Source organism: Mediterraneibacter catenae, from assembly GCF_008691045.1.
Classification (GTDB): Bacteria; Bacillota; Clostridia; order Lachnospirales; family Lachnospiraceae; genus Mediterraneibacter; species Mediterraneibacter ornithocaccae.
Genome location: NZ_VMSO01000023.1, coordinates 1 through 26,321 on the forward strand (window position 1 = coordinate 1; position 26,321 = coordinate 26,321).

Below are 26,321 nucleotides of genomic sequence, written 5' to 3' on the forward strand. Positions count from 1 at the left end.
CTTAGTCATACTCGAACCCAAAACATTCTTACCATTATTAAGTTTTAATGAATTAATCTGACTTGGGGCTATCCCTCCACGGCTTATTATCACCGCTTCGCAGGTACATTGCCCCTACTCTCACTGACATAAACTGTGTTACCACAGACCGCCTCATTGGAATTGCACTTCCTAATCGTTGTCAGCTTTCCCCGTTCCTATTTTCCTATCTGTACATATACCCTTAGGCGCTCTCTTTGAGCCTGTAAGCTTGGTAGTGCCTGTAACACTACATGGATTTTCATAACGAATGTCTTACTCACCCACACTTACCTGACGTCACGTCATCAATGCATTTCTACATTGCCATTCTTTAGACCCTTTCCTTCAAGAGTTCGCCAGTTGCCCCTGTATAGGTAACATTCTCGCCATAGGTATTTTATAGACTTCCGGCCTATCATCCACTCGACCACCTCTGGTTCGCAGTTCCTCGCCATTACGCGTTAGGGTGGCTCTCAGCCGACTTCACCGAGCTTATAACCTCTCACGATGTGCAACTGTGAGACGCTATTCGGAGTATCAAAGGAGGCGTTTCAAGGCGTTACCCTGTCATTCCACCTCTCGGAAAATAAGTTGTTGTCACAACTAGATAAACTAATTGCAACCCTCGCCCTTTGTTAATTTATGCGGCGAAACGGGTCGCACTTTCATGCACAGATGAAGGAAGCACGTAAAAGTTCCCGTCTAGTTTCTCAGTGGCATCTTCAAAGAAGGACGGCACTGCCAGTACTCCCGCCCCAAACGTATCTCTATCTGTTGTTCCCACATACAAAGGACTGGAAAACATGACAGGCTGATTCTGTTCGATTCCCATACTCTGCGCCATTTCCCTAAGCACTTCATCCATACTCCTGATGCTGTATTTCATCGTGTGCTGCGCTGCATCAAGTGCATCCTGATGAAGCTGATCCTGTGTAATTCCATAATTCCTCAATATCTTATTTGTGATAAGAACAGTTGCATTTCCATTCTCCGTCTCACCGAGAGCAATACGGTAGACTGCAGCGAGATCTTCCAATTCCTGATGCGGTACCGATTGAAGAATCTCGGCATTCTTGTCTTTTCCAACCACTTCTACCGTGAGCATATCTTTCACCGCTCTGTAATCTTCAAGAAATCCCAGATTAAACTGTTCCTGTTCTCCCAGTGTTCCTACAATGTTATCTGCCAGTCCGTTCATTACAGCAGTAAACTGGCTTCCCGTCTGATAATCCAGAAAGGCGTCTTCCAGATTGATGCTTACTCCTACACGGCTTCCTTCCGGTGTAACAGAGATTCCAGAATATGATTCGCCCTGCAGCTTATTCACGGCAGTATCTTTGATTTCAGCGTTTCTGAGATTATCAGTGAGAAAGTCCGGCAGAGCTTCTTTCACCTTTTCTCTGAATTCATTGAATTCCATACTGTTCCTCCTTCGAATCTGATTTTGAGCAAAAAAATAGAGCGTCCATCCATTCTCCTGTGAGAACACATAAACGCTCTATGTAAAATCTTATTCTATTGTACTGTCAGCTCCCTGCCAAGAGCTGACAGCCGTGAAACCCGCCAAAATCAACGCTTTCCCGGCATCTCATCTGACTGTTCTTATTATGACACCATCATCCTTATGTACCGTACTCTTACTGATCCGAAACTGTTTCGCTGTCTGCCTCACCGTCGCATTGTTCTCTATAATATAATTCGCAATCTCCACGGCTCTTTCCTCAATATAATCTTTCAAAAAAATCCCCCTGCAAACATCGTTTTTACAATGTATGCAGGGAAAAAGGAAGTCATGCCCACTTACCGGAGTCTTTTACAAATACCGCTCAAACAAGGGTAAGTAACGAAGACTGTGTTTTTTATTTGCCATGAATCACACTCTTCACACTTCGGAATACGTCATCATGGCTTAATCTTTCTTCCGTGTTTTCCGCTATTTCGTCCGCCTCATCCAGTTTCATCTCCACATTGTCTACAAGACTTGCATATTTCTCCAGACTCAATACAACCATTGCTCCATATCCGTTTTTGATAAATATACCGGTTGCCCCTCATTGACAAGCATTTCAATCTCAGGAAATTAATTTCTCAAATCTGAAACAGGTCTAATCTGTATCATAGTGCTCACTTTCTGTGCATAGATTTTTCTTTTTATTATCTTAATTTTATCATACCCGCAAGTTTTTCATCTCCTATTGCCGAATATCACCATATTTTTCTTAAATTCCCATCTTTCTCACGCAAATAATGTTATTGGGTGTAAAACAGCTATTATTGCTGTCTTCACATATAAGCCTTATCTGGAAGTTTTCGAGGAGCACATATCATCCTCTGTCTGATCACTCATCCGGCATCGGCTCGTCTTTTCCATTGAAAACCTCCGTTTCTTTTGCTAGTATTATATATATTTAAAACAATAAGGAGACCATCACATGAATTTCACATTCGCACACAACAACCTGAATGTCTATGACCTTGACAAATCACTTGAATTTTACAAAGAAGCGCTCGGCCTTACCGTAACGCGCACAAAAGACGCCGACGACGGGAGCTTCACGCTTGTATACTTAGGTGACGGCACCACACCTCATCTGCTTGAGCTCACCTGGCTCCGGGACATGGACCGCCCCTACAATCTCGGCGACAACGAGATCCATCTTGCATTTGAAGTGGATGATTTCGACGCTGCATATGCAAAGCATAAGGAAATGGGATGCATATGTTTTGAGAATCCGAAGATGGGAATCTACTTCATCTCAGATCCTGACGGTTACTGGCTTGAGATCGTACCTGCGAAAAATTAATATTATCTCTTGAGATTTTTCGAACTCTTCAGCTAACCTATAAACTATTAAAACCGGAGGCCGCAGCATACTCATCTGCGCCTCCGGTTTTAATCATTTACGAACTCTTTTCTTTCTTCCTGCTGCTTTTATCTGATTCACGACTGATACTTATCACTTTAGAAGATATGATAATTTACAACCAGTGCCGCAAACACGATCGATACCATCGACAGCAGCTTAATCAGGATATTGATAGACGGTCCCGATGTATCTTTGAACGGGTCGCCGACTGTATCGCCGACAACAGCCGCTTTATGGCATTCACTTCCCTTGCCGCCGTGGTTTCCTCCCTCGATATATTTCTTCGCGTTGTCCCATGCACCGCCTGAGTTCGCCATGAAGATTGCCATGAGGAATCCAGTCGCAGTTGCTCCTGTGAGCAGTCCGATCACGCCATTGTATCCGAGGATCAGTCCTGTCACAACAGGGGTGATGATCGCCAGAAGTGTCGGCAGGATCATCTCGTGGAGTGATGCTTTTGTACATATATCAACGCATGTCTCATAATCTGCATCTGCTTTGCCTTCCATCAGACCTTTGATCTCTTTGAACTGGCGGCGTACTTCAACAACGATACTCTGTGCCGCACGTCCGACAGAGTCCATTGTAAGCGCTGCAAATACGAACGGCAGACATGCTCCGATGAAGATACCCACAAGAACTGTCGGGTTCATAACACTCATATCGAGCGCGATATCCGCACCGCCCACTTCCTGTACTTTCTCCACATAGGAAGCGATCAGAGCCAGAGCTGTAAGGGCTGCGGAACCGATTGCGAATCCCTTTCCTGTAGCAGCTGTTGTATTTCCAAGAGAATCCAATGCATCCGTACGTCTCCTGACCTCTGCATCCAGACCTGCCATCTCAGCGATACCACCTGCATTGTCAGCGATTGGTCCGTATGCATCGGTTGCCAGTGTAATACCAAGTGTAGACAGCATGCCGACTGCCGCAAGAGCGATTCCGTAGAGTCCTCTTGTAGACTCGATAAATCCGCCTGACAGTGCATATGCAGCCATAACACATACCGCAATAATGATGATCGGAACTGCTGTGGAAAGCATTCCGAGGCTCAAGCCTCCGATAATGATCGTAGCAGAACCGGTCTCAGATTTACCTGCCAGTTTCTGCGTTGGTTTATATGTATCCGATGTAAAATACTCGGTAAAGAATCCAATCAGTACACCGGCCAGCAGGCCGCCGAGGATCGCAAAGTAGAATCCGATAAAATCTTTACCAAGGATAAACCATACAAGCGGGAACGCAACGACCGCGATAATGATTGCACTTGTATTCGTTCCGCGTCTCAGCGCTTTCAGAAGTGTGCTCTGATCCGTACTTTCTCCGGTTTTTACAAGGAGGGAACCGATAATAGAAGCCAGTACGCCGACTGCTGCCAGTACCATCGGGATCACGACTGCATTTACCCGGTCCACTGACTCTATCTTATTAAATGCGATAACCCCAAGGGCACATGCTGACAAAATCGATCCCACATAGGATTCATAGAGATCCGCTCCCATTCCGGCTACATCTCCCACGTTATCGCCTACATTATCAGCGATAACAGCAGGATTTCTCGGATCATCCTCCGGAATCCCCGCCTCTACCTTTCCTACAAGGTCAGCTCCTACATCTGCCGCTTTCGTGTAAATACCTCCGCCGACACGGGCAAACAGTGCCATTGAAGACGCTCCCATACCGAAAGTAAGCATTGTGCTCGTAATATCTTCAATTGAAAGTTTAAACACAAGCTTCAACAGAAGATACCAGATTGATATATCCAGAAGTCCCAGTCCGACTACCGTAAATCCCATGACAGAACCCGCAGAAAACGCTACGTTCAAGCCTTTGTTCAGACTCTTTTGACATGCTGCCGCAGTCCTTGCATTTGCCCTTGTAGCTATCTGCATTCCGATAAATCCGGACAGCCCCGAGAAGAATCCGCCGGTCACAAATGCAAAAGGAACAAACCATGTCAGAAGCCCCAGTGCTGCCATCACAAAAAGTATCACGAACATGATCGCAAAGAATCCGATAAGGATCTTATACTGACGCCGCAGGTAAGCCATAGCCCCCTTATGGATGGATGCGGAAATCTTTTTCATGGTATCGTTTCCCTCTGGAAAACGAAGTACCTTCTGCGCTCTGCTTGCCACAAACAAAAGCGCGATAATGGAGCCGCATAGTGTCAGTAGTGCCAATTGATTGTCCATTAAAATCTCTCCTTCCATTTTGGTGTGTACGTGGTTTATTATAGCATCTATCTATATTTTTTTATATATTTTTATGAATATTTTTTCGATTTAATAATTATTTTTATGCAATTTTAAAAGCCATGACCAATCTTCTTACAGATATATCGGTCATGGCTTTGCCCTTTTTAGTTTCTTCACTCTATATCTCTGCGCAGGTCACAGCGGCAGAGAATCACCGTCATATCAAATATCAGAACTCAAACACCGCAACTCCGTATGCCGGCAACGGATATGCAATGGAATATTTCTGTCCATCGCACTCCTGTTTTACAGGCTTATAGATTTTCGGTCTCTCAACTCCCGATCCGCCGTATTTCTTCTCGTCGCTGTTAAGCACAAGTTTCAGCTGTTTTCTTCGTGTAACTCCTACACGATAATCCGGACGTTCCATCGGAGTAAAGTTGCATACAAACAGCAGATTCTTCTTATTGTCTTTTGAATGTCTCTCAAAGCTGTAAATGCTTCGGAAAATATCATCTGCGTTGATCCATTCGAATCCCGCAGGATCAGAATCCATCTCATACAGTGCTTTGTTCTTTCTATACAAGTGAAGCAAATCTCTGTACCAGTTCTGGATTGCCTGGTGCTCCGGCTCTGCCAGCAGGAACCAGTCTAGTTCTCTCTCCTCGCTCCACTCACGAAGCTGTGCGAACTCCTGCCCCATAAAGAGAAGTTTCTTACCCGGATGCCCTGTCATAAATGCATAAGCGACCTTCAAATTCGCATATTTATCAAATCCCAGGCCGGGCATTTTATTAAGCATGGAGCATTTTAAATGCACGACCTCATCATGCGACAGTACAAGGATATAATTCTCGCTGTAAGCATATGAACTTGCAAATGTCATCATATGATGGGCATTTTTTCTGAAATACGGATCCAGCTTCATATATTCGGTAAAGTCATGCATCCATCCCATATTCCATTTCAGACTGAATCCGAGTCCGTCGTCCTCCGGTGCTCCTGTCACTTTGGGCCATGCAGTGGATTCCTCAGCGATCATGACAGCACCTTTGTTTCTTCCGAGCACGACAGAATTCAGATGTTTGAAGAATTCTATCGCCTCCAGATTCTCATTCCCGCCGTATTTGTTTGCCACCCACTGCCCGTCCTGTTTGCCGTAATCCAGGTACAGCATGGAAGCAACCGCGTCTACACGAAGCCCGTCTACATGATAATGCTCGATCCAGAACAATGCATTGGCAATCAGGAAATTCTTTACTTCCGGCTTGCCGTAATCAAAGATTTTCGTCCCCCAGTCCGGATGTTCACCTTTCCGGGGATCTGCATACTCAAAGGTCGGTGTCCCGTCAAAATCAGCAAGTCCGTGAGCATCCCTCGGGAAATGTGCCGGTACCCAGTCAAGGATAACACCGATATTATTTCTGTGAAGTTCATTGATCATATATGCGAAATCTTCAGGAGTTCCATATCTTGACGTTGGTGCATAGTATCCGGTCACCTGATACCCCCATGAACCGTCAAACGGATGCTCTGCCATCCCCATCAGTTCCACATGGGTATATCCCATATCTTTTACATATTTTATGATCGCATCGGCAAATTCTCTGTAAGTATAGAATCCTTCGTCATCTCTGCCCGGATGCCTCATCCAGGAGCCCAGATGGACTTCATAGATTGACATCGGATTTTTCTTGTGATCCCATGTCTCCCGTCGTGTCATCCATGCACTGTCTGTCCATTTCAAATGGGAAATATCTGTCACTCTGGAAGCCGTTCCCGGCCGCAGTTCTGCATAATTGGCAAACGGATCCGCTTTGAAAATACGTTTCCCCTGCTGCGTTTCGATACAGAACTTGTACAAATCTCCTTCTTTTACTCCCGGTACAAAGCATGTATAAATGCCTACCGGTTCCTGACGTTCCATATAATTTGCTTCAAAGTCCCAGCCGTTAAAGTCGCCTACAACAGCAACACGGCGCGCATTCGGCGCCCATACTGCGAAATAGACACCTTCCTTGCCTTTGTAGACCACCTTATGTGCACCCATCTTCTCATAAATCTCATAATGGTTGCCCTGACCGAACAGATACTGATCCAGCTCTCCGATCTCAAACGGCTCCAGTTTCTTCTTTGTGCTTTTTCCCTTTTTCATAAAAGCCACCTCATCGCTCATTTTTTATAATAATACATATATTATACTTGATAGTGTCAGAAAAAGAAAGAGCTAAGCCGGGCAGAAACAGAAAAATAGTTCAAAGGAAAAGGCAGGCGACTGTTAAGCCGCCTGCCCGTATTTCCCCCCACAGGAGATTTTCTTTTAAACATTAAAATCTTTTTCAGATAACAGAATTCTGTCTGAATCATCCGTATTCTTTCCGAATACACGCTTCACAAGTTTCTTCGCTGATGCTTTCTGTGAATGCTGGATTGCTTCATCCATAATTTCTTTAACCTCTGCCACGGTAACCGCATGATCCTCTCTCTGAAGTGAATCAATCTTACTGTACAGAGCCAGAATTCCCATCTCGTCAACTCTGTATCCATTTTCCTGAGCGTATGTCTGCCCGAACGTCACAAGTTCATCGTTGATAAAAATCGGCACTTCCAGGCGCGAGGTAAATTTTCTTCTAAATTCACGGTTCGAGGATAAAAGTCTGTCGATCGGTTTCCTCTGTTCCTCCAGAACAATCAGAAGCTCTCCGGTATCTTTTTCCATCGCCTTATTTAATCTGGCTACCGTCTTCTCATTCATCTTGCCCGCTTTTTCAATGATAAGTGCGCCACCGTAAAGTTTATCAAAAATATCTCCTATCTTCTTCTTGTTCAGTGAATCACCTGTCACGATCGCCACTTTGCCCTGGCGGATATTTCTCTGCTTCTGGATCGCCTTAACAACATCCACCGCAAGTACAGTTTTACCGTTTCCTTTATTTCCTACGATCAGCAGGTTTCCAGTTCTGGAAGTTCCCCGTCTGTTTGTACAGTTCTTATCCTGCTCAAGTACATCCACAAGCTGCTCGCTCATACCGCGTACCGGCACAAAGTAGGAGAATAATTTCTTCTGCTCTTCTGTAAGTCCGGCTCTTGTTCCGATTCCGCTCTGAAGCTCAAGGTCGTAACGGCCATGTACGATAAAGCCTGTATCAGTCATCGACAGTGCATCCGATATTTCATCCAGCGGAAGCGGCGCTGTCTTTCCGGTAGCGATCATCTTTGCAGTCTCTTTCCGACTCAGCGGTTTCGTTGAAGAAAGGATATCCATATTGTCATCGTCGTCATCCGGAATCTCTCTGTCGTCCGGCATGTCGGAATGCTCCGGATTAACCCTGAACTCTTCATGGAAATCTATCGCGTCTTCTACATAGTCTTCACTATCAAAGTACCCGTCTTTATCCAGAAAGTCTTCTTCATCTTCCTCGAAGTATTCTTCCTCGTCCGCCGGCTCCTCTTCATCTACAAAGTCTTCTGCATCTTCATCGAAGTACTCTTCTTCGTCTGCAAACTCCTCCGCGTCTTCATCGAAGTACTCTTCCTCGTCTGCGAACTCTTCCGCGTCTTCATCGAAGTACTCTTCCTCGTCTGCAAACTCCTCCGCGTCTTCATCGAAGTACTCTTCCTCGTCTGCGAACTCTTCCGCGTCTTCATCGAAGTACTCTTCCTCGTCTGCAAACTCCTCCGCGTCTTCATCGAAGTATTCTTCTTCGTCTGCAAACTCCTCCGCTTCTTCGTCAAAGTATTCTTCTGCATCTTCAGCAAAATACTTTTCTCTTCCCGTCTCGTCGAGCTCATCGTCGAGATAATCTTCATCGTTAAAATCTTCATTATCTATACGGAGTGAATCTGCCACTTTTCCCATATTTTCGCGCGGCTCTTCTTTTCTCTTCAAAGTTCTCTTAACCGGCGTTTTCTCAATTTCTTCCTGCGGCGGAATCACACCCTCAATCTCATCGATCATTCTCTGAATGTCCGGCGGAAGGATCGGTTCCGTTTTTCTGGTCTTTTGCTCTTCCATAGTCTCCCCTGTTCTTTCCCCTGCTGTCATATCTATATCTGTCCCTTCTTCTGTTATCATATCCGGCTCGGCTTCTTCTGCTTCAGGCATCTCTTCCGTCAGCTCCGGCTCACTGTCTGCTTCGGACAGTTCTTCGTCTCCGCCTTCATAGGCCCCCTCTGCAATGTCCTCCCCTTCCATCTCAGAAAGATCATCTGCCTCTTCTGCCTCGAGATATTCCTCTTCTTCGAACGCTTCGATCTCTTCCGGCTCTGACGGTGCCTCTTCTACTAACATTTCGCCGTCCTCTGTTTCCGCCTCTTCATCTGCTTCCAATAAATCAGCATTCTCCGGCTCAAACAGATCCTCTCCCTCGTCGAGCTCTAATAATACATCCGATTCTGCCTCTTCCTCAATGCTTTCCGGTTTCCCTTCCCAGTCATTCAGGATGTCTTCCAGATTCATCTGTCCGTCGATCTGATCATCATCATCCGGTATGATTTCTGTCATCTCTCCTGCAGACGATGCCGCCCGCTTCTTTTTCTTCTCTGTAATCTGTTTTACCATATCTGCATCAGCAACGGCCTCGATTTCATCAATAGCCTGCTCGAGATCATCGAGAACCGGCTCTGCTTCCTCATTTATCTCTGACTCCGCATCATCTGTGTTTTTCGGGCGGAGCAGCTGACGGAGTGCCTCGTCCAGCGGCATAGTATTTCCTATTTTCGATTTCTTTTCTGGACTCCTGCCGCCTGCCGCTATGTCAGTAGAACTGATTTCCTTATCCTGGGTATCCTCAGCGACGTCCGTACTTTTTTCTGTACTGTCCGGAGTCCGCGATTCTTCTTCCGTGCCGGAGCTTTCCGGCTCTGCTTCCTGGTCTGTTTTTTCATCTGATGCTGTTTCCTGATCCATATCAGCATCTTCCGGCTCAGCTTCCTCCGCCTGTCCTGCATAGGCTGCTATATCAGGCATCTCTTCGGTCTCTGCAGACCCCTTTGAAAATCTCTTATCATACTTTTCCTGCTGTGAAGGCGTCAACGGCTTATACTGCATCTTCAGCTCCATTGCTTTATAAACATACTGTCCTTCACTGAACCAGAGGATCAGGTCATCACATTCCTCGAGACATTCTGCTGTCATGCCAGCTTCCTGGTATAACTTCGCCAGTTCATACGCCCACTCTTCAATATACTCTGATTTTTTATACTCCTCCAGAGCTTCGATCTGCTGCTCGATCGGTTCGCCTTTGGCACGCAAAATCTGATATCTCAAAATATACTGATTCGGATCTTTCGGGGCAATCTGCATAAAATCATCATAATAGTCGATCGCCTCATCTATATTTCCGGTTTTCAGAGCCAATGTGCACAGTTTGCTGATAATCTTCCGGCTTCCTTCGGCGCGCTGATATGCAAGATTCAGTACATTATAGCTTTTGTCATACTCCTTATTCTTTTCATAAATATCACTGACATTTGTCAGCATGGCTGCATTCCGGACTCTCTTCCAGTCAATGCTGTCCGCGATCTCCGCTGCTTTCCTGTATGAGCCGTCTTCCATAAGTTCGAGCATCTGGTCTGTCTTTAACTTATATTCATACTTATCCACTGCATTCACCTCATCGAAAATATTCTTTTATCGATCTGTAACTCTTTACCGAAAGGCAATATTCTTTCAATAGTTTATCATATGAGGTGCATTATGTCAAAAAAATGCATCCTCGATTGACATCGACGATGCATTTTATAATTTATTTAATTTTACCATCTTTATATATAAATCGGAGGAAATATGTAGATTATGTTCCTGTGAGACCTCTGCCATCTGTTATTCGATCTTCGGTCGATTTATTAAGACCTGCTTATTAAATCTTCCCTCCTTCAATAACAAATTGAGGTTCATAGCAGCATCCGTATCTCTTTCACTTTCGTTCCGGTTCCGGTACTATTTTATATTTTTAAAGAACTGCCGAGGTTATTATTCCTATAATTGTTCACCTGCAACAACATCTTTCCCGATACTCTAACAGCTTACTTAATTATTACTTCTATAACCATATGTTCTTTTCTATAAAAATAATATTCTACTCAATGTTTCTTTACACATCTTTCGAAATTCTGCTATATGTGGTATCTATATTCAATACGTCTGCAAATGTTAAATCTAAATTTGATTTTCATCCGGTTTCCGTACTCTCCGATCATTCTCTTTCATTGTAAATATTTCCGGATTATTAATCTTCTCTCCAGCAAAGGTCTCTTACATCACAGGAACTTTCATTTGCCGTACCACTGACATATTGATAATTAACTGAAACTATGCTGTCCATGGGACTTACCTCCTGGTGCTCTGTATTTTTAATCTAATCGAACAATCTATATTTTGTTCTCTTAGTTAAATATCCTTTTGAGATGTTGTTTTATTTATCTCTTTTGGATGGTTTTATAATAGCACTCGCGCCCGCATTTGTCAACACATTTTCTGTATTTATTTTAAATAAATTTAATACTATTTAATTTTGCATGAATTTTCTGATAATTAGCATTTATTCTTGTTGTTTAACTCCACCTTCACCACTATATTTATTGATCATATTAAATGCAATGCAGACCGTATATACATTTGTTTCTACAAATGTATACAATTCTCCACCATGCATCTCAACCATCTTTCTGACACTGCGCAGTCCGATCTGATTGCTCTCGGTTTCAGACGCATCCGCCTGCCTTTTCAAGCGTTTCATTCCCGTTTTTTGCCTCTTCCAGTTCGTATCCCTCTCCGCTGAGAAGTATCCGGATAATCTCGCGGATCTCGGGATTATCGTCCACAATCAGCACACGGGGCGCTGTATTTCCTGTCTGTTCAGAATATCCTTCCATCTCTGTCCCCTCTCTCCTTACTGCGCCACACAACTAAAAATCGGCTCAGGTATTGTCTTGTATGATTATACATGATTTCAGCCTCTCTGAAGAGTTTCTTAAGAATTCTTTAGATTCACTTCCGGCGTTTTTTAAGAAAGGTGTATTAATCTGTCATTGTTGAAAGGGGGAATGTAAACGATGAAGAAATGGTTTTACCCCGTTTCCCTCATTTTACTTTTTATCATACTGATCACAGCCGTCATGCCGGACGGATATGTATACGGATCAAATACCGACTGGCTCAGCCAGCATGTCACACTGGCAGAAACGATACGAAATGCCTGCCTTGAACAGCACACCCTGCTGCCGTCATGGATCGGTCTGGGCGGCGGCTCCAACGGATATCAGTTCGCCTACTACGGTTTCTTAAGGCCGGATATCCTGATCGGATGCCTGCTGCAGCAGATTCCCATGGTGGATATCATCATCGGATATATGACGGCTGTTTACCTCTGTTCAGTACTCCTCGTATATATCTGGCTGAAGGCAGAGCGGATATCCCCGCTCCTGGCGTGGCTCGGAAGCGTGCTTTTTATGACAGCCGGCTGCCTCTTCCATATGCACAGACAGATCATATTCGTGAATTATCTGCCGTTTCTGCTTCTGGCTTTTCTGTGCATCAGAAAGCAGCGCTATAAATGGCTGCCGCTCTGTCTGCTTCTCATCTGCCTGTCGAGCTTTTACTTTTCCATATCGGCTTTTGCCGCAGTCGGATGGTACTGGTACAGGACAGAAGGGAAACGGTTCTGGCGGGGATCATTTCTGAAACGTTATATCCCCTCGGCTGCCCTGGCCGCGGCAATGGCGGCAGCACTCCTGCTTCCCACGGCTCTTGTACTTCTGGAACACAGCCGGCTTGGCGCAAATGCAGGGCTTCTGAAGCTGTTAGAACTGTTCGGGCCCAATCCGGTATTTAACAATATTCTGTTCAACGAATATGGAATGGGACTTACACTGATCTGCTTTTATGCCATACTGGCAGGACTGAAAATAAAAAATTTCCGGCAGGACAGCATTCTCTTCCTGCTGTTCGGGATGTTCGGGATCTTTTCTTATATACTGAACGGCACGTTGTACACTCGACCGAAGATCCTCATACCGTTTATGCCGCTTGTCATCCTGCACTGTGTACGATATGCAGAAATTTGCAGAAAGACAGCAGGCCCTGTACGTGTACCGGAACCAGACTCCCGATACCCTGAACAGGCCCCGATATACGGAATGCAGCTTCCTCCGCTCTGGCCCTTTGCCGTTATGCTCCCGGTGAGCCTGCTCTGGTTTAGTCAGGAACAGTTTCCCTGGATCTTACTGGAGCTGGCGATCCTCTTCTGTCTGTGCCTTGCCATAAGGCTGAGACAGAAATATGCCCGTCCTTCATTTGTTGCTGCATCGGGGTGGCTGACAGCCGTGCTTCTGCTCATATCTCCGGTGGGCATGTATCTGACGACAGCAGGCACAGAGGACTGGGTGAAAGAGTCTGAGATATCGCCGGGCTATACCGCCGATGAGCTGGATCAGGTACAGTTTGACCCGCTCTATCACTTTGACAGCCTGTTAAGCCCTCTTGTGGACGGAAATGAGTTAAATACGCACCTGCACCGCAGCACAATGTATTCTTCTGTCACAAACGGGGAATATTCCGAATTATATTACGACATCCTCATGACACCGGTCAGGATCAACAACCGGGTAGCACTGCTGACTTCGGATAATCCGTTCATGCTCAATCTTCTCGGTGTACGTTATCTGGAGACGACTGCCGGTCATATTCCTGCAGGATACGAGCCGATTCTTAAATCCGGTGAAAATGTGATCGTCGAGAATCCCGATGTCCTGCCGTCTGTCTACTTTACGGATGACACTGTATCTCAGGAATGGTTTGACATACTTGATCCTATGCAGAAACTGGACATTATCACCCGGAAGACAGTTGTGGAGGACAGTTCGCGGGAAGGATCGCAAGACAGTTTAACGGGCAGTTCGCAGAGCAGTTCTCAGAACGGCGCTGCGGGAGGATCAGTCGGTAATAATATGCGCCCTTACTCGCCGGAGCTGTCTCAGACTGATCTCCCTGAAGGTCTTGACATCAATCGGACCGACAGTGGATGGGAGATCCGGGCAGAAAAAGAATTCACGCTGACCCTTGATATCGGGAATCCGCAGCCCGGCGGCATCGTCCTCTGTCAGTTCAAAGTCGAAAACCTGACTACACAGGCTGTCGTGATCGATATCAACAATATCCGCAACAAGCTGTCCGGCATGTTTGCCCCGTATCCGAATGGGAATGATCAGTTCCATTATCAGTTTTCCGCGGATTCGTCCACAGGAGTGGACCGGCTGGAGATTACATTTTCCAAGGGGCATTACAGACTGAACGATATCCAGTGGTATCTGTACGATCAGTCTCTTCTAAATGAAAAGAACTATGCGCCGCTGACCGCTGACCACTCCACAGGTTCCGGCTCTGCCGGCATCATGGATACCAAATATACCATAACAGCGGAAAACGACGGATACCTCGCCACCTCCATTCCCATGCAGAACGGACTGGAGATACTGGTGGACGGAAAACCGTCGGATCTTGTGAGAGTAAATCAGGCTTTTGCCGGAACTTATCTGGAAAAGGGAGAACACACGATAGAATTTTGCTTCTTCCCGCCGGGAAAAACAGCCGGATGTGCCGTCAGCACAGCTGTATCAATCGGATATGTCGTATATCTCTTGTATACATTTCTGCTCCAGACTAAACGCAATATAGGGAGGAATTGTCTATGAAAATGAAACGGGAACTAATTACTTATCTCATCAGCGGAGGTGTGACCACGGGAGTCAATTATCTCCTGTATGCAGGTTTACTTGCGCTTCACATCCCTTATCTTGCTGCCAACAGCGCGGCATGGGCGGGCGCTGTACTCACCGCATACGCCCTGAACCGTCAATGGGTCTTTCACTCAAAGAAACATATCGCCAGTGAACTTGCATCTTTCGCCGCACTGCGTTTCCTGACTCTGCTTGTGGAAAATATGCTTCTGTGGCTGCTCATCAGCCGGATGGACACGGCTGCATTTCCGGCCAAGCTCATCGTAAGCGTAGTCACTGTAGTCGGGAATTATGTATTATGCAAATTTGGAATTTTCAGAAAGGAGGCTGTCACTCATGGATAAGATCAGTATCATAGTGCCATGTTATAACGAAGAGAAGGCCCTGCCGGAATTTTACCGGGTCACTTCCGATGCGGTAAACGGTATCGAAGGGGCGGTATGTGAATTTATCTTTGTAGACGACGGGAGCAGCGATCACACTTCCGATATCCTGGAGAGCTTCGCCTGCGCGGACAGCAGGTGCAGATATATTTCATTCTCCAGGAACTTCGGGAAAGAAGCCGCCATGTATGCCGGACTCCAGAATGCCTCCGGCGACTACTGTGTCTTCATGGACGCGGATCTGCAGCATCCGCCGCAGCTTTTAAAAGAAATGTATCATGTACTGAAAACAGAGGGTTACGACTGCTGCGCAGGTTTAAGAGAAGACCGGACCGGAGAAAATAAGCTTCGCAGTATCCTCTCACGTACATTTTATAAGATCATCCGCAAAACCTGCAAACTGGATATGGGAGACGGAAAAGGGGATTTCCGCATGATGAACCGGACAATGGCTGATTCCATTCTCGAACTGAAAGAATACAACCGATATATGAAAGGAATCTTTTCTTTCGTCGGCTTTGACACAAAATGGATTCCCTTCCACAATGTCGAGCGGACTGCCGGTGAGACTAAATGGTCGCTCCCCTCCCTGTTCCGGTATGCTATAGACGGTATCCTGTCCTTCTCCTCCGCACCCGTGACCATGGCAGGGACAGCCGGCGCCCTCCTGTTCCTTGCCGCGATAGTGACCGGGATATGGGCTCTGCTATCCGGGAACGGACTGACCGGTATACCTCTGCTCGTCTGCCTGATCCTGCTGCTCAACGGAGTGCAGATGTTCTTCATATCCATTCTGGGGCAGTACGTATCGAAAGATTATATGGAGAGCAAGAAACGGCCGATCTATATCGTCAAAAAGAAAGGAGGATTTACAAGTACTTAAATTCCGGATTTATCGTACAGGCTCATAATTGAAAAACAGCACAAAACAGATTGATACAGCACAGACAATTCACGTATCCACGGACGGAGGAAGATTGATTCCGGCTCCGGTTACAGAATATAACAGGAACTAGCAAAGCAGGACGAGTGCTAAATACAAATCGATCAAACGGAGAACTCCCAAAGGTCAGACACCTCCGTTTGATCGATTAACGCAATCGTCCTGCTTTTAAGTTCCTCTAATATTCTTCCAAAGTCGCCGGAATCAATCTTCCTCTGTCCGCGGAATGTGCATCAGATCGGCTGTATCTGCCTGCTTTTCTGCTCTTTCTCATCCATAAGCCAGTTCGATAAATCCTCATACAAACCAGAAGAGATGGGAGCCTCATCGTAACGATTGATAGCTCAACATTTATTTGCAGAATCTTTTCTGCTTATCGATAGAAAAGGAATCTTAGTCGAAAAAGATCCGGTTTTGTTCCTTCGTTTGAGATTCGATTTTCGGGATGGGAAAGAAAGCAGCCGGGAGGTATGTATTGTGTACGCACCGTTGGAGCGGCGTCGGCACTTAGAGCGCGTTTTTTGCGCTCTTATGTACCGCTACGCCGCGACCGAGTGAAAACGTGTGCGATAACAATACATACCTCCCGGCGGACTCTTTCTCAGTCAGATAAATCCGGAATTTTAGCGATACCATACGGCTGCTTCATACGGCTTCAATTTCATCGTACCATCCTCAGCAATCTCTGTCTCTTCATAATTCCCCAGCACTTTTCTGAATCCGTTAAGATCCGGCGCGCCTTTCCACTGATATTCTTTTTCGTAGAAATTCGCCGTCACAATCAGCTCATGTCCCTCATAGGTCCTGCGGTACGCAAATACGGACGGATCTTTCTGGGCCAGAGGCTCCACATCACCGTAAGCGATAACATCGGACTCTTCGGAGTCTTTTCTGAGGGCGATCAGCTTCTGATAATAGTGGAAGATGGAATCTTCATCTTTCAGCTGGTCTGCCGCGTTGATCTTTTCGTGATTGCTGTTCACTGCAATCCACGGCTTCTTGCTGTCCTCTGATGTGAAGCCGGCATATTGGGAAGCATCCCACTGCATCGGTGTACGTCCGTTGTCACGGGAATGGATCTGGATGATACGCAGGGCATCGGAAGCGGACAGTCCTTTATCCTGAAGGATCTGGTAGTGATTGAGGCTTTCTACATCCTTGAACTGCGAGATGTCCGTAAAGTCTGTATTTGTCATTCCCAGCTCTTCGCCCTGATATACATACGGTGTACCGCGCAGGCAGTGGATGATGGTTCCGAGCATCTTGGCTGATTCTTTCCAGTATCTGCCTTCATCGCCGAAACGGGATACGACACGGGGCTGATCATGATTGCACCAGAATACAGCATTCCATGCATTGTGCTCTGCCATCTTTGTTTGCCACTCAAAAATGATGTCTTTGAGTTTTTGGAAGTCTGCGGGTACAAGCACCCATTTTTCATTTCCCATGAAATCTACTTTCAGATGATGGAAGCTGAAGACCATGGACAGTTCACCAGTGTCACGGCCCGCGTACTGGTAGCAGTTATCGATCGTTGTACTGGACATCTCGCCCACAGTCACGAATCCGTCAGCCTGCCCGAATGTCGTATCATGCATCTCTTTCAGATACTGGTGGATCTTCGGACCGTCGGTATAGAATCTGCGGCCGTCGCCAATATCGTCGTCCTCGTAACAGGCTTTACTGATCAGGTTGATCACGTCAAAGCGGAATCCTTTGACACCTTTCTCCATCCAGAACTTTAAGATCTTCTGAATCTCTCTTCTGACATTTTCATTTTCCCAGTTCAGATCCGCCTGAGATACGTCGAAGAGATGCAGATAATACTCGTCAAATTTCTCTACATATTCCCATGCGTTTCCCCCGAACTTGCTCTCCCAGTTGGTCGGAGGTTCGCCGTTGTCCTTTCCTTTGCGGAAGATGAAGAAATCTTTATAATATGAATCCCCCGCCATAGCTTTCCGGAACCACTCATGTTCTGTTGAAACGTGATTAAACACCATATCGAACATCAGGCCGATTCCCCTCTTATCTGCCTCTGCGATCAGCTCTTCCACATCTTCCATCGTTCCGTATCCGGGGTCAATGTTATAATAATCCGCCACATCATATCCGTTGTCATTCTGCGGGGATACGAAAAAAGGAGTAAGCCAGATGTAATCAACGCCGAGTTCTTTTATATAATCAATTTTGCTTATAACGCCGCGCAGATCGCCAAGTCCGTCTTTGTTTGTGTCACAGAATGATTTGGGATAAATCTGATATACAGTACTTTTTCTGAAATCTTTCATAGTTGTACATCCCCTGTCCTTCCTTATTTTAATTATTAATCCCAAGAGATAACAGTTGTCTCTCCTGCTTTTGCATCCATGCCGGAATGCATCCGGATATTAGCTGCGCTTCCCTCTGCGGTCACGATCAGCATTGTCGTGCACGGATGTCCTGCTGCTTTGATCTTCTCAGGATCGAACTCGATAAGTTTCTGTCCTGCTTTCACATGGTCGCCCTCATTTACAAGAAGCTTAAATCCGTCTCCGCCCATATCGACTGTGTCAACGCCGACATGGATCAGAAGTTCCACTCCGTTGGGAAGTGTCAGGCCGCACGCATGGCCTGTATCAGCCATTACAACGCTAACGTCGCAGTCAGCCGGAGCTGTCACAACTGTATTGGACGGTTCGATTGCAACGCCGTCGCCCATGATCTTCTGTGAGAATACATCGTCCGGAGCCTCCTCGATGGGCATTACCTTACCGTCAAGGATTGATTTCAGTTCTTTTACATCAGCTGCGTCTGTACTGGAAACTGCTGCAGAGTCTGCGCTGTCTGCTGCCTGTGCTGTTTCAGCGGATTCTGTACCTTCTGCTGACTCAATTGCCGGAGCAGCATTTTCTTTGCCGAATCTGTCTTCTTTTGAAAGTTTGATCTTTCCCACGATAAATGTCAGGGTAAACGGGATCACAATCGCGGCTGCCATAGCCAGGAGGAAAAGTCCCCAGTACTCCGGTTTAATGGACAGGATTCCCGGAAGACCGCCGACGCCGATGCTCAGCGCCTCTATCCCGAATCCTACGGAGATCATTGCCGCACAGCAGGAACCGATCATACCGCATACAAGCGGGAATACATATTTCAGGTTGACACCGAATAATGCAGGCTCTGTAACTCCCAGATAACAGGAAATACATGCCGGGACATTGATCTGCTGCGCGCGCTCGTTTTTCTTCTGGAGCACGCTCATTGCAAGCACACTGGAGCCCTGCGCGATATTGGAAAGGGCGATCATCGGCCAGAGGATCGTGCTCTTTGCCGGAGTGTTGAGTAACTGTGAGTCGATAGCATTTGTCATATGGTGCAGGCCGGTCATAACAAGCGGTGCATATAACAGGCCGAATACTGCTGCAAACAGGAATCTGAAGTCAGATGTAAGTCCTGCGTATACTACGTCTCCGATAGCGTTTCCGATGGTCCAGCCGATCGGTCCCACGATTGTATGAGCGATGATAACCGCCGGAACAAGGGAACAGAAAGGAACTACGATCATACTGATCACTTCCGGGCATATCTTCTTAAAGAACTTCTCCAGATATACAAGGACGAAACCTGCCATCATCGCCGCGATGACCTGCCCCTGATAACCGATCATCTCAACCTGGAAGAATCCGAAATCCCATACCGGAATCTCATCCGCCGGTGTGGACGATACGCTGAAGCCGTTCAGGAGCTGGGAAGACACAAGCGTCAGTCCAAGGATGATACCAAGAATCTGAGTCGTTCCCATTTTCTTAGTGATCGACCACACGATACCTACCGGCAGTAAGTGGAATACCGCTTCACCGATCAGCCAGAGGAAATTGTACATTCCCGACCAGAATTGGGAGACATCTGCAAGACTCTGTGTTCCGTTGTTAAAGAAGTTGATCTCACCGATCACATTTCTGAAGCCGAGCACAAGACCTCCGCAGATCAGGGCCGGAATCAGAGGTGCAAATATCTCGCCCAGTGTTCCCATGATCTTCTGAGCAATATTCTGATTCGTCTTCGCCGCTGCTTTCACGGCATCCTTGCTCACACCCTCGATGCCCGCATATTTCGTAAATTCATTATAAAATACAGACACGTCATTTCCGATGATGACCTGGTACTGTCCTGCCTGTGTAAATGTCCCCTTTACACTCGGCAGATCCTCGATCGCTTTCTCATCTGCTTTCTTCGGATCGATGAGGACGAATCTCATCCTTGTCATACAGTGGGAGACAGCCTGGATATTTCCCTTGCCCCCGACGAGTTCAAGCAGACGTTTTACGTCATTATCATACTTTCCCATCGTTTCTCTTCCTCTCTTTCATACTTGTTTTACCTGAAACCTTATTTTTACAAGTCAAACTTGTTTGAACATCTTGAATATACCATTCTTGTTTAAACAAGTCAACTGATTTTTGAAAAATATTTCTTTTCTGTCATTATTCACAAAACAGAGCAAAAAAATTTGTGTACTTCTTCCGAAATAGGTTCTGCATGGATTTTTAGCTTGATTTTGGGAATATAGCTTTCTATAATAAAGATGTTTAAACAAATAGATGTTTGAACAAGACATGCAGGAGAGAAGTGAGTTTATGCCGAAAGCAAAATACGACTATATTTACAGAGACTTAAAAGAAAAAATTGAGACGGAATACTATACTTATCAGGAACTGCTGCCGTCTGAACACGCTCTGATCACAGAATATGACTGTTCCCGCAATACCGTACGCCGTGCGCTCGCAGAACTTACCGCCGACGGCTATGTCCAGCCCATGCACGGCAAAGGGGTGAGAAATATCTTCCAGCCCATTGAGCAGACTTCGTTTACCGTAGGCGGTATTGAATCATTCAAGGAATCCGCCATCCGCAACCATCAGCAGGCATTTACAAAAGTGCTTCAGTTTGCTGAGATTACCGCGGATGAAAAAATAGAGAAAAAGACAGGATTTAAGAAGGGGACAGAACTCTATTATCTCCAGCGTCTCCACTCACTGGACGGGAAACCCCTGATCCTCAACCACAATTATTTTTTGAAAGAGCTTGTTAAGGGGCTGACCCCGGAGATTGCCAGTCACTCCATTTACGATTATCTCGAAGGGGAACTGGGTATGACTATCACAACCAGCAAACGTACACTCACTGTGGAACATGTAACACAGATTGATGAGAAATATATTGATATGAAAGACTATAACTGCATGGCCGTGATCACCAGCCAGACATTCAATGATGACGGAGTACAGTTCGAATTTACACAGTCACGCCACCGGCCGGATTATTTCCGGTTTCAGGATGTGGCGACAAGACGAAAAGGATGACCATTCCGGCCATCCCTTTTTTATAATTGCTGCTGTATCTGATTTTATGCCTGTATCTGTTTTCCGGATACTTGGTGCGCTGGATCCGGCCCTCTCGCCTCTTCTATATCAGTGACTCCTTTTCCTGTATTCGGATGGATCTGCGAATACACCGCATCTGCAAGGAAAGCGACCATCAGCACCGTACAGATAACCATGACTTTCCTTTCATTAAACCTGTTTACAAGATCGTCTATCACCGGCGCAATCACATAGACGATCGCCAGGCCGCCGATACCGAACACAAGCAGGCCTTCTGCACAGATGCGTCCGTTCAGATTCAGGAAATACCCACTGTAATCCCACCATTTCGTACCGCCGGTAGCGATTTCCATGACAAGCGACGTCATATACTCCAAAAAGCCGCAAACCACAATGGTTGCCCCAAACTCAAGCGCAGGATTTCTTCTAAAACGGTTCAATACCGTCAGGATCAGAACAGCACCTGTCCCGTAGATTGGAAGCCATGGGCCGTGCAGAGCGCCGCGGTTAACAAATTCACCATAAGCTACAAGATGCATCCCCACTTCCCACAGCCATCCAAACACTGACATACTCAGGAAAACCGTGATCAACGACCAGATAGAGTAATGGCGCATGTAATTCAATGACTGTACAAGTTTCCGCCGTTCTTCCTCCGGAATCGGATACAGACGCACCGGATATGCCTCCCTCTGTACATCGTCGATCATAGAATGAACTCTTACATAATCTGCCTGATGGCGCTCATATGCGCGTTCCTGCTCTCTTCTCAGGAGGAGGACTCCGAAATTACGCGCCAGAAAGCCTCGCCAGCCGGTCAGTTTCTCTACCGTATCTTCCGGCTCCTCTATCACTTTGATCACATCCGGATATTTCGCCGCAATCACATAGGACTCTGCTTTCTCGTAGAGGTAAGTGTCATACAGAAGTTCCGATCCCGGAATGCCTTTCTCTATTGCCTCCGCTCTCAGTTCCGCATAGTAACGTGTAAAGGACGCCACCTGATACGGATTGGTATACAGAATGTTAAAAATTCCCAAAGTAAGTGCTCCGAGTACTTCCCACCCAAGGAAAGAAAGCTCAAACACAAAACACTGCCACTTATGTCCTTTCATCATCTTTCTGGACAATGTGATAGCCTCCCGCGCCGTCATGTCCGGGTTCTCAGCCACAATATACGGTACGAGAAAGTAGGAGTAATGCTTGACTACGATTCCCACAAGGGTCAGACACCACAATGAATAGTAAACATATTTTACAAACATGATCCAGGAAGCCTTCAGCCATTTCTTCACACGGAGAAGAAATACAAACCGCTGCGTAGTCACTCTGTCATAGATCATTCCCTCAAGAAATACGCGCCTGATCACTACCGGAAATGTATTCTGGATTAAGAACCAGAAAATAAACAGCCCCAGCGCTCCAATGATGATCAATATCAGAATCCCCAGATTATCCGAACCCGTGATTGATCCGATCGCTGCTGCCGCTGTCACGATGATCGAGCCTGAGCTTACCTGATTTACAATATTTGACAGTACGCCCCGCGTACGTCCGAACATGGGATTTCCATTTTCGGAATCTTCGATGGCATTCTGCCGTATCTCCTGCGACATCTCCTTTCCGGCTTGCATGTTGTCCTCTACTATGATCCGGATCACGTCTCCCCAGCCGATACTGTCCACTCCGGTCTTGATTGAATAGGTGCTGTCTCCATTCAGATCACTTTGCACCTGATCATAAGTTGTCTCATAATTCTGTACCGTGGAAAAATTCAGAGAGCTGGTGAACTCCGACGCCAGAAATGCTGCGATCAGGCAGGCGGCCACAAAGATCACATAGTGCTTTTTCAGGGACATCCTTCCAAGCCGTTTCATCTGTTTTCTTGTCTTCATCGTCTTTTGTGCGCAGCGGACACTCAAAAATCCGCTGCTTCCCCCTTTGTTAGTCCACGTACAGTATACGCAGAAGAAGGGGGAATGGCAAGCGGATTTTCGCCAGACTATGCAGTCAGGAATAAACCGATGAAACATTCTCGGATAAACTTTCGCTTCTTCTTTCTTTGATGTTATACTCCTCTTGTAAATTTCGCGTAGCATATTAACCGCATATACCCCAATGCCTGCCGCAAAATAGCAAATCCCTTTTTCACTTTATATATTCCAGCAGTACGCTGACTTCCGCCCCATCTTCATCACAAAACACATACCGGAACCGACTCTCTGCATTCCTGACAAGCATATAGAATTTTTCTCCCGCCTCCAAATCAAACTGAGTCTTTTTTTCCCCTGTAACGTTGACTTTTTCAAAGCACGAACTCTGTTCTACTTCAAGATATCTGAACTGTTCCACCGCCATGTCATAGATATTTTTACCGTCCTCGTTTGCCTCCATGACTCTTGTCAGGTATTCAGCATATTCCGGCGGAAGTACCTCTTCCGACGGAACGGTCATTTCCCTAGTATCGGATCTGCGCATTTTTGCGATCAGAACAGCTATCATATCCGGGGATACGATAAGGAAATCACATTCTCCGGTAATCCATATCCGATAACAGTTCTCTTCATTTTTACCTTCCGGTATTTTACAGCCGCTCATCAGCACTCCATCCCTCTCAGGCGCTCCACCAGCGCTTCTCTGGCAAAGCTTTTCATGGAAACAATTGTAATAAGGAGCGGCACGAGAATCAGCACCACTACATATCCAAGTGCAAATTCAAACGGGAATCTGAACTGCATATAGACAGCGCCTATTCCCCGGAGCATACGGCACAGGATATAGCCGCACAGTGTTCCGATGGTCATGGTCACTCCCACAGTCACACCCACAAGAAGCAGGCTCTCTCCCAGAAGCATCTTCCGGATCTGTCCTTTACTCATGCCGATAGACTCCAGCATGGCAAGCTCCTGCTTGCGGGTCACGATATTTGTAATGAGCGTATTCATCATACTGAGGATACTGAACATCATGATAAATATGGCAAGCCCGCTGATGGCTCCGAATATCTGATCCGCACTCTGTTCGTATGCGATACGGCGTTCAGCCAGCGTTTCCATTGTAAGCTCCGATCTGTCTCCGACGATCTGTTCCAGACTCTCTCCCACTTCAGTCTCTTTTACAGGATCTGTACTGATAAGGAGGCTGCTGTTGATACTGTCATAAGATATCCAGCGAAGCACTGCCTGCTCCGGCATGACAAACCATCCTTCGATCCCGTTGTGATCCCGGTTAAATGCGTCGTTGAGCATTCCCGCGATCTCCACTTCCTTTTCTCTCATGCCGCTGCCGTCATAATAGTGCAGCGTCACTGTATCTCCCACCTGAAATCTCCATCCGTAGATTTCTTCTACAATATCATTTTCTGCCACAAGTACCTGATTGCCACTCAACAGAGCCTCCATATCAGCGGTTCCCTCTTCCAGATAGGAGCCAATCCCCTGCAGTTCCTCTTCCGTAAGCGGATAAATAATATCATTATTTCCATATTCATCATGCTGCGGGAAATCATACTGCACGCCGAAACCTTTGCGTTCGGTTATCTGCTCCACACCGTCAATGGACGCAATCTCTCCGATCATCTCATCTCCAAGTGGTGACCCTGCCTGCATTCCGCTCAGCCCGTTTTCATTCAATTCTACGGCAGACGGAGAATAGCTTATGATAAACTCTGACTCCTGAAAGTCTCCCTGTCTCGCATAGCTCTCCTTGCTGAAAGATGACATATAAGTGGCTGCCGTCATAAAAAGGATACCGCCAAGCCCGAGGGAGAGCATGGTGATGGCTGCCTTTTTCCTGTTTCTGGAGAAATTCATAATACCAAGCCCTGCAGGGGTAAGATCGCGGCACTGTTTTCTGCCGGAAGTCTGCTTCATGCCGTCCTGGGGCACATAACGGAGCGCTTCCATGGGAGACACGTTTCCTGCTATCTTTGCAGGTTTATGCACAGACAGCATCGTAATAATATAAATGATCACAAATACTGCTGCCGCTATGATCAATGTATTCAGTATACTGAATCCGCGTGGTTTCATAAAATATCCTGCCACGCCGCCGATGACAATGCCGATGAGAACAGATCTTAAAAACAGAAGCCGTCCTTCTCTTGAGACAAACTTCTTCAACTGCTTCTTTGTCATGCCGATCGTGCGGAGCTGGCCGAACTGATGGATCCTGCCGATGACTGACAGATAGAATACACCATAGATCACCAGGACACAGAGCAGGATCTGCTGGCTGCCATTTTCGGCGTACTCCTCAGAGAAGAAAACAGAAAACTGCTTTGCCCCATCGCCTCCTGCAAGGATACCGGATACGGTAAATGTCTCCTCAGTTCCGTCATAGAAATCAAGTGTCACACTGCTGCCCACTTTCGGCTCAATCCCCATACGCTCGAGCATGGCTCCCTGCACGGCCGCCTCATTTTCCTTTTCCGGCAGAGTCCCCTCAGTCAGCTCCCCTATCCGGATCTCATCTGACATTTCGCTCACATAATAGGGCATCGCGGAGAAACCGTCCATATCAGAGAGGACTCCTGTCTTCACCCGAATCTGATATGCGATCCGCTCATCTGACGCAAGTGCCTGCACCTGATCATCAGTCAGATTGTAGTAGCCCACCTGCTGGGCATGGAAAAGTTCCCGCGCAGTCTCTGTCCGCTGTCCCTGTACAAACATCAGGATCGCCGTCAGCAGCGCTGCCGCCAGTACGATCGTGATGCTCACGAAAATATTGCGCATCCTGCCCGTCTTAAGGCTCTGTCTTGACATGAGCGCAATCATATGTTTCGCCGTTTTCTTTCCACTCATCTC

At 46.5% G+C, this 26,321-nt stretch carries 16 protein-coding genes and 2 pseudogenes; 5 read left to right on the forward strand and 13 right to left on the reverse strand.

The window, feature by feature from the left end; genetic code table 11:
• Positions 1-661 precede the first annotated feature (661 nt).
• The 3 genes and pseudogenes from FNY66_RS13030 to FNY66_RS13040 form a co-directional block, all read right to left on the reverse strand.
• Complete coding sequence (locus FNY66_RS13030) at positions 662-1,441, reverse strand: DUF5688 family protein (RefSeq protein WP_150311430.1); 780 nt, start codon at positions 1,439-1,441, stop codon at positions 662-664.
• A 198-nt stretch (positions 1,442-1,639) separates the two neighbouring features.
• Positions 1,640-1,759: pseudogene (locus FNY66_RS13035) on the reverse strand (sporulation transcriptional regulator SpoIIID); the annotation flags it as partial.
• Positions 1,760-1,880: 121 nt separating this feature from the next.
• Positions 1,881-2,086 (reverse strand): annotated as a pseudogene (locus FNY66_RS13040) (type II toxin-antitoxin system Phd/YefM family antitoxin).
• Positions 2,087-2,453: 367 nt separating this feature from the next.
• Between FNY66_RS13040 and FNY66_RS13045 the strand changes: the two are divergent.
• Positions 2,454-2,825, forward strand: coding sequence for a VOC family protein (locus FNY66_RS13045; RefSeq protein WP_150311431.1), 372 nt, complete (start codon positions 2,454-2,456; stop codon positions 2,823-2,825).
• A 158-nt stretch (positions 2,826-2,983) separates the two neighbouring features.
• On the opposite strand, the gene FNY66_RS13050 is transcribed toward FNY66_RS13045, so the two are convergent.
• The 5 genes from FNY66_RS13050 to FNY66_RS13070 form a co-directional block, all read right to left on the reverse strand.
• Positions 2,984-5,083, reverse strand: a complete 2,100-nt coding sequence (locus FNY66_RS13050) for a sodium-translocating pyrophosphatase (protein WP_087152443.1) — start codon at positions 5,081-5,083, stop codon at positions 2,984-2,986.
• A gap of 232 nt (positions 5,084-5,315) precedes the next feature.
• Positions 5,316-7,241 (reverse strand): 1,4-alpha-glucan branching protein GlgB, encoded by a 1,926-nt coding sequence (gene glgB, locus FNY66_RS13055; RefSeq protein ID WP_087152444.1) that lies wholly within the window; start codon positions 7,239-7,241, stop codon positions 5,316-5,318.
• Between the two features lie 165 nt (positions 7,242-7,406).
• Positions 7,407-10,691 carry an ATP-binding protein gene (locus FNY66_RS13060; protein WP_229409525.1) on the reverse strand — a complete coding sequence of 1,095 codons (3,285 nt, stop codon included), beginning with the start codon at positions 10,689-10,691 and terminating at the stop codon, positions 7,407-7,409.
• A gap of 937 nt (positions 10,692-11,628) precedes the next feature.
• Positions 11,629-11,826, reverse strand: a complete 198-nt coding sequence (locus FNY66_RS13065) for a sensor histidine kinase (RefSeq protein WP_150311433.1) — start codon at positions 11,824-11,826, stop codon at positions 11,629-11,631.
• Entirely contained in the window at positions 11,792-11,962 is a 171-nt protein-coding gene (locus FNY66_RS13070) for a PleD family two-component system response regulator (protein ID WP_150311434.1), read from the reverse strand. The genes FNY66_RS13065 and FNY66_RS13070 overlap by 35 nt, the downstream gene beginning before the upstream one ends.
• Positions 11,963-12,142: 180 nt before the next feature.
• Here FNY66_RS13070 and FNY66_RS13075 point away from each other — a divergent pair, with 180 nt between their 5' ends.
• From FNY66_RS13075 to FNY66_RS13085, 3 genes are read left to right on the forward strand one after another with little or no spacing between them, the layout of a single operon-like run.
• The gene (locus FNY66_RS13075; RefSeq protein ID WP_150311435.1) at positions 12,143-14,779 is read left to right on the forward strand and encodes a YfhO family protein; all 2,637 of its coding nucleotides are present in this window, start codon (positions 12,143-12,145) and stop codon (positions 14,777-14,779) included.
• Positions 14,776-15,168 (forward strand): GtrA family protein, encoded by a 393-nt coding sequence (locus FNY66_RS13080; protein WP_087152448.1) that lies wholly within the window; start codon positions 14,776-14,778, stop codon positions 15,166-15,168. The genes FNY66_RS13075 and FNY66_RS13080 overlap by 4 nt, the downstream gene beginning before the upstream one ends.
• Positions 15,161-16,090: a glycosyltransferase family 2 protein gene (locus FNY66_RS13085; protein WP_150311436.1), complete on the forward strand. Its 930-nt coding sequence runs from the start codon at positions 15,161-15,163 to the stop codon at positions 16,088-16,090. The genes FNY66_RS13080 and FNY66_RS13085 overlap by 8 nt, the downstream gene beginning before the upstream one ends.
• Positions 16,091-16,773: 683 nt before the next feature.
• Here the strand turns inward: FNY66_RS13085 and treC are convergent.
• Both treC and treP read right to left on the reverse strand, forming a co-directional pair.
• Positions 16,774-18,441 carry an alpha,alpha-phosphotrehalase gene (gene treC, locus FNY66_RS13090; protein WP_150311437.1) on the reverse strand — a complete coding sequence of 556 codons (1,668 nt, stop codon included), beginning with the start codon at positions 18,439-18,441 and terminating at the stop codon, positions 16,774-16,776.
• A gap of 35 nt (positions 18,442-18,476) precedes the next feature.
• A complete protein-coding gene (gene treP, locus FNY66_RS13095; RefSeq protein ID WP_087152485.1) occupies positions 18,477-20,477 on the reverse strand; it encodes a PTS system trehalose-specific EIIBC component in 2,001 nt (666 codons plus the stop codon).
• Positions 20,478-20,766: 289 nt separating this feature from the next.
• Here treP and treR point away from each other — a divergent pair, with 289 nt between their 5' ends.
• Positions 20,767-21,492 (forward strand): trehalose operon repressor, encoded by a 726-nt coding sequence (gene treR / locus FNY66_RS13100; protein ID WP_087152484.1) that lies wholly within the window; start codon positions 20,767-20,769, stop codon positions 21,490-21,492.
• Positions 21,493-21,536: 44 nt separating this feature from the next.
• Here treR and FNY66_RS13105 read toward each other — a convergent pair whose 3' ends face one another.
• From FNY66_RS13105 to FNY66_RS13115, 3 genes are all read right to left on the reverse strand, one after another.
• Entirely contained in the window at positions 21,537-23,408 is a 1,872-nt protein-coding gene (locus tag FNY66_RS13105; RefSeq protein ID WP_150311438.1) for a DUF975 family protein, read from the reverse strand.
• A gap of 253 nt (positions 23,409-23,661) precedes the next feature.
• The gene (locus FNY66_RS13110; RefSeq protein ID WP_150311439.1) at positions 23,662-24,111 is read right to left on the reverse strand and encodes a hypothetical protein; all 450 of its coding nucleotides are present in this window, start codon (positions 24,109-24,111) and stop codon (positions 23,662-23,664) included.
• On the reverse strand, positions 24,111-26,318 hold the full coding sequence (locus FNY66_RS13115; protein WP_150311440.1) for an ABC transporter permease: 2,208 nt from the start codon (positions 26,316-26,318) through the stop codon (positions 24,111-24,113). The genes FNY66_RS13110 and FNY66_RS13115 overlap by 1 nt, the downstream gene beginning before the upstream one ends.
• Positions 26,319-26,321 lie beyond the last annotated feature (3 nt).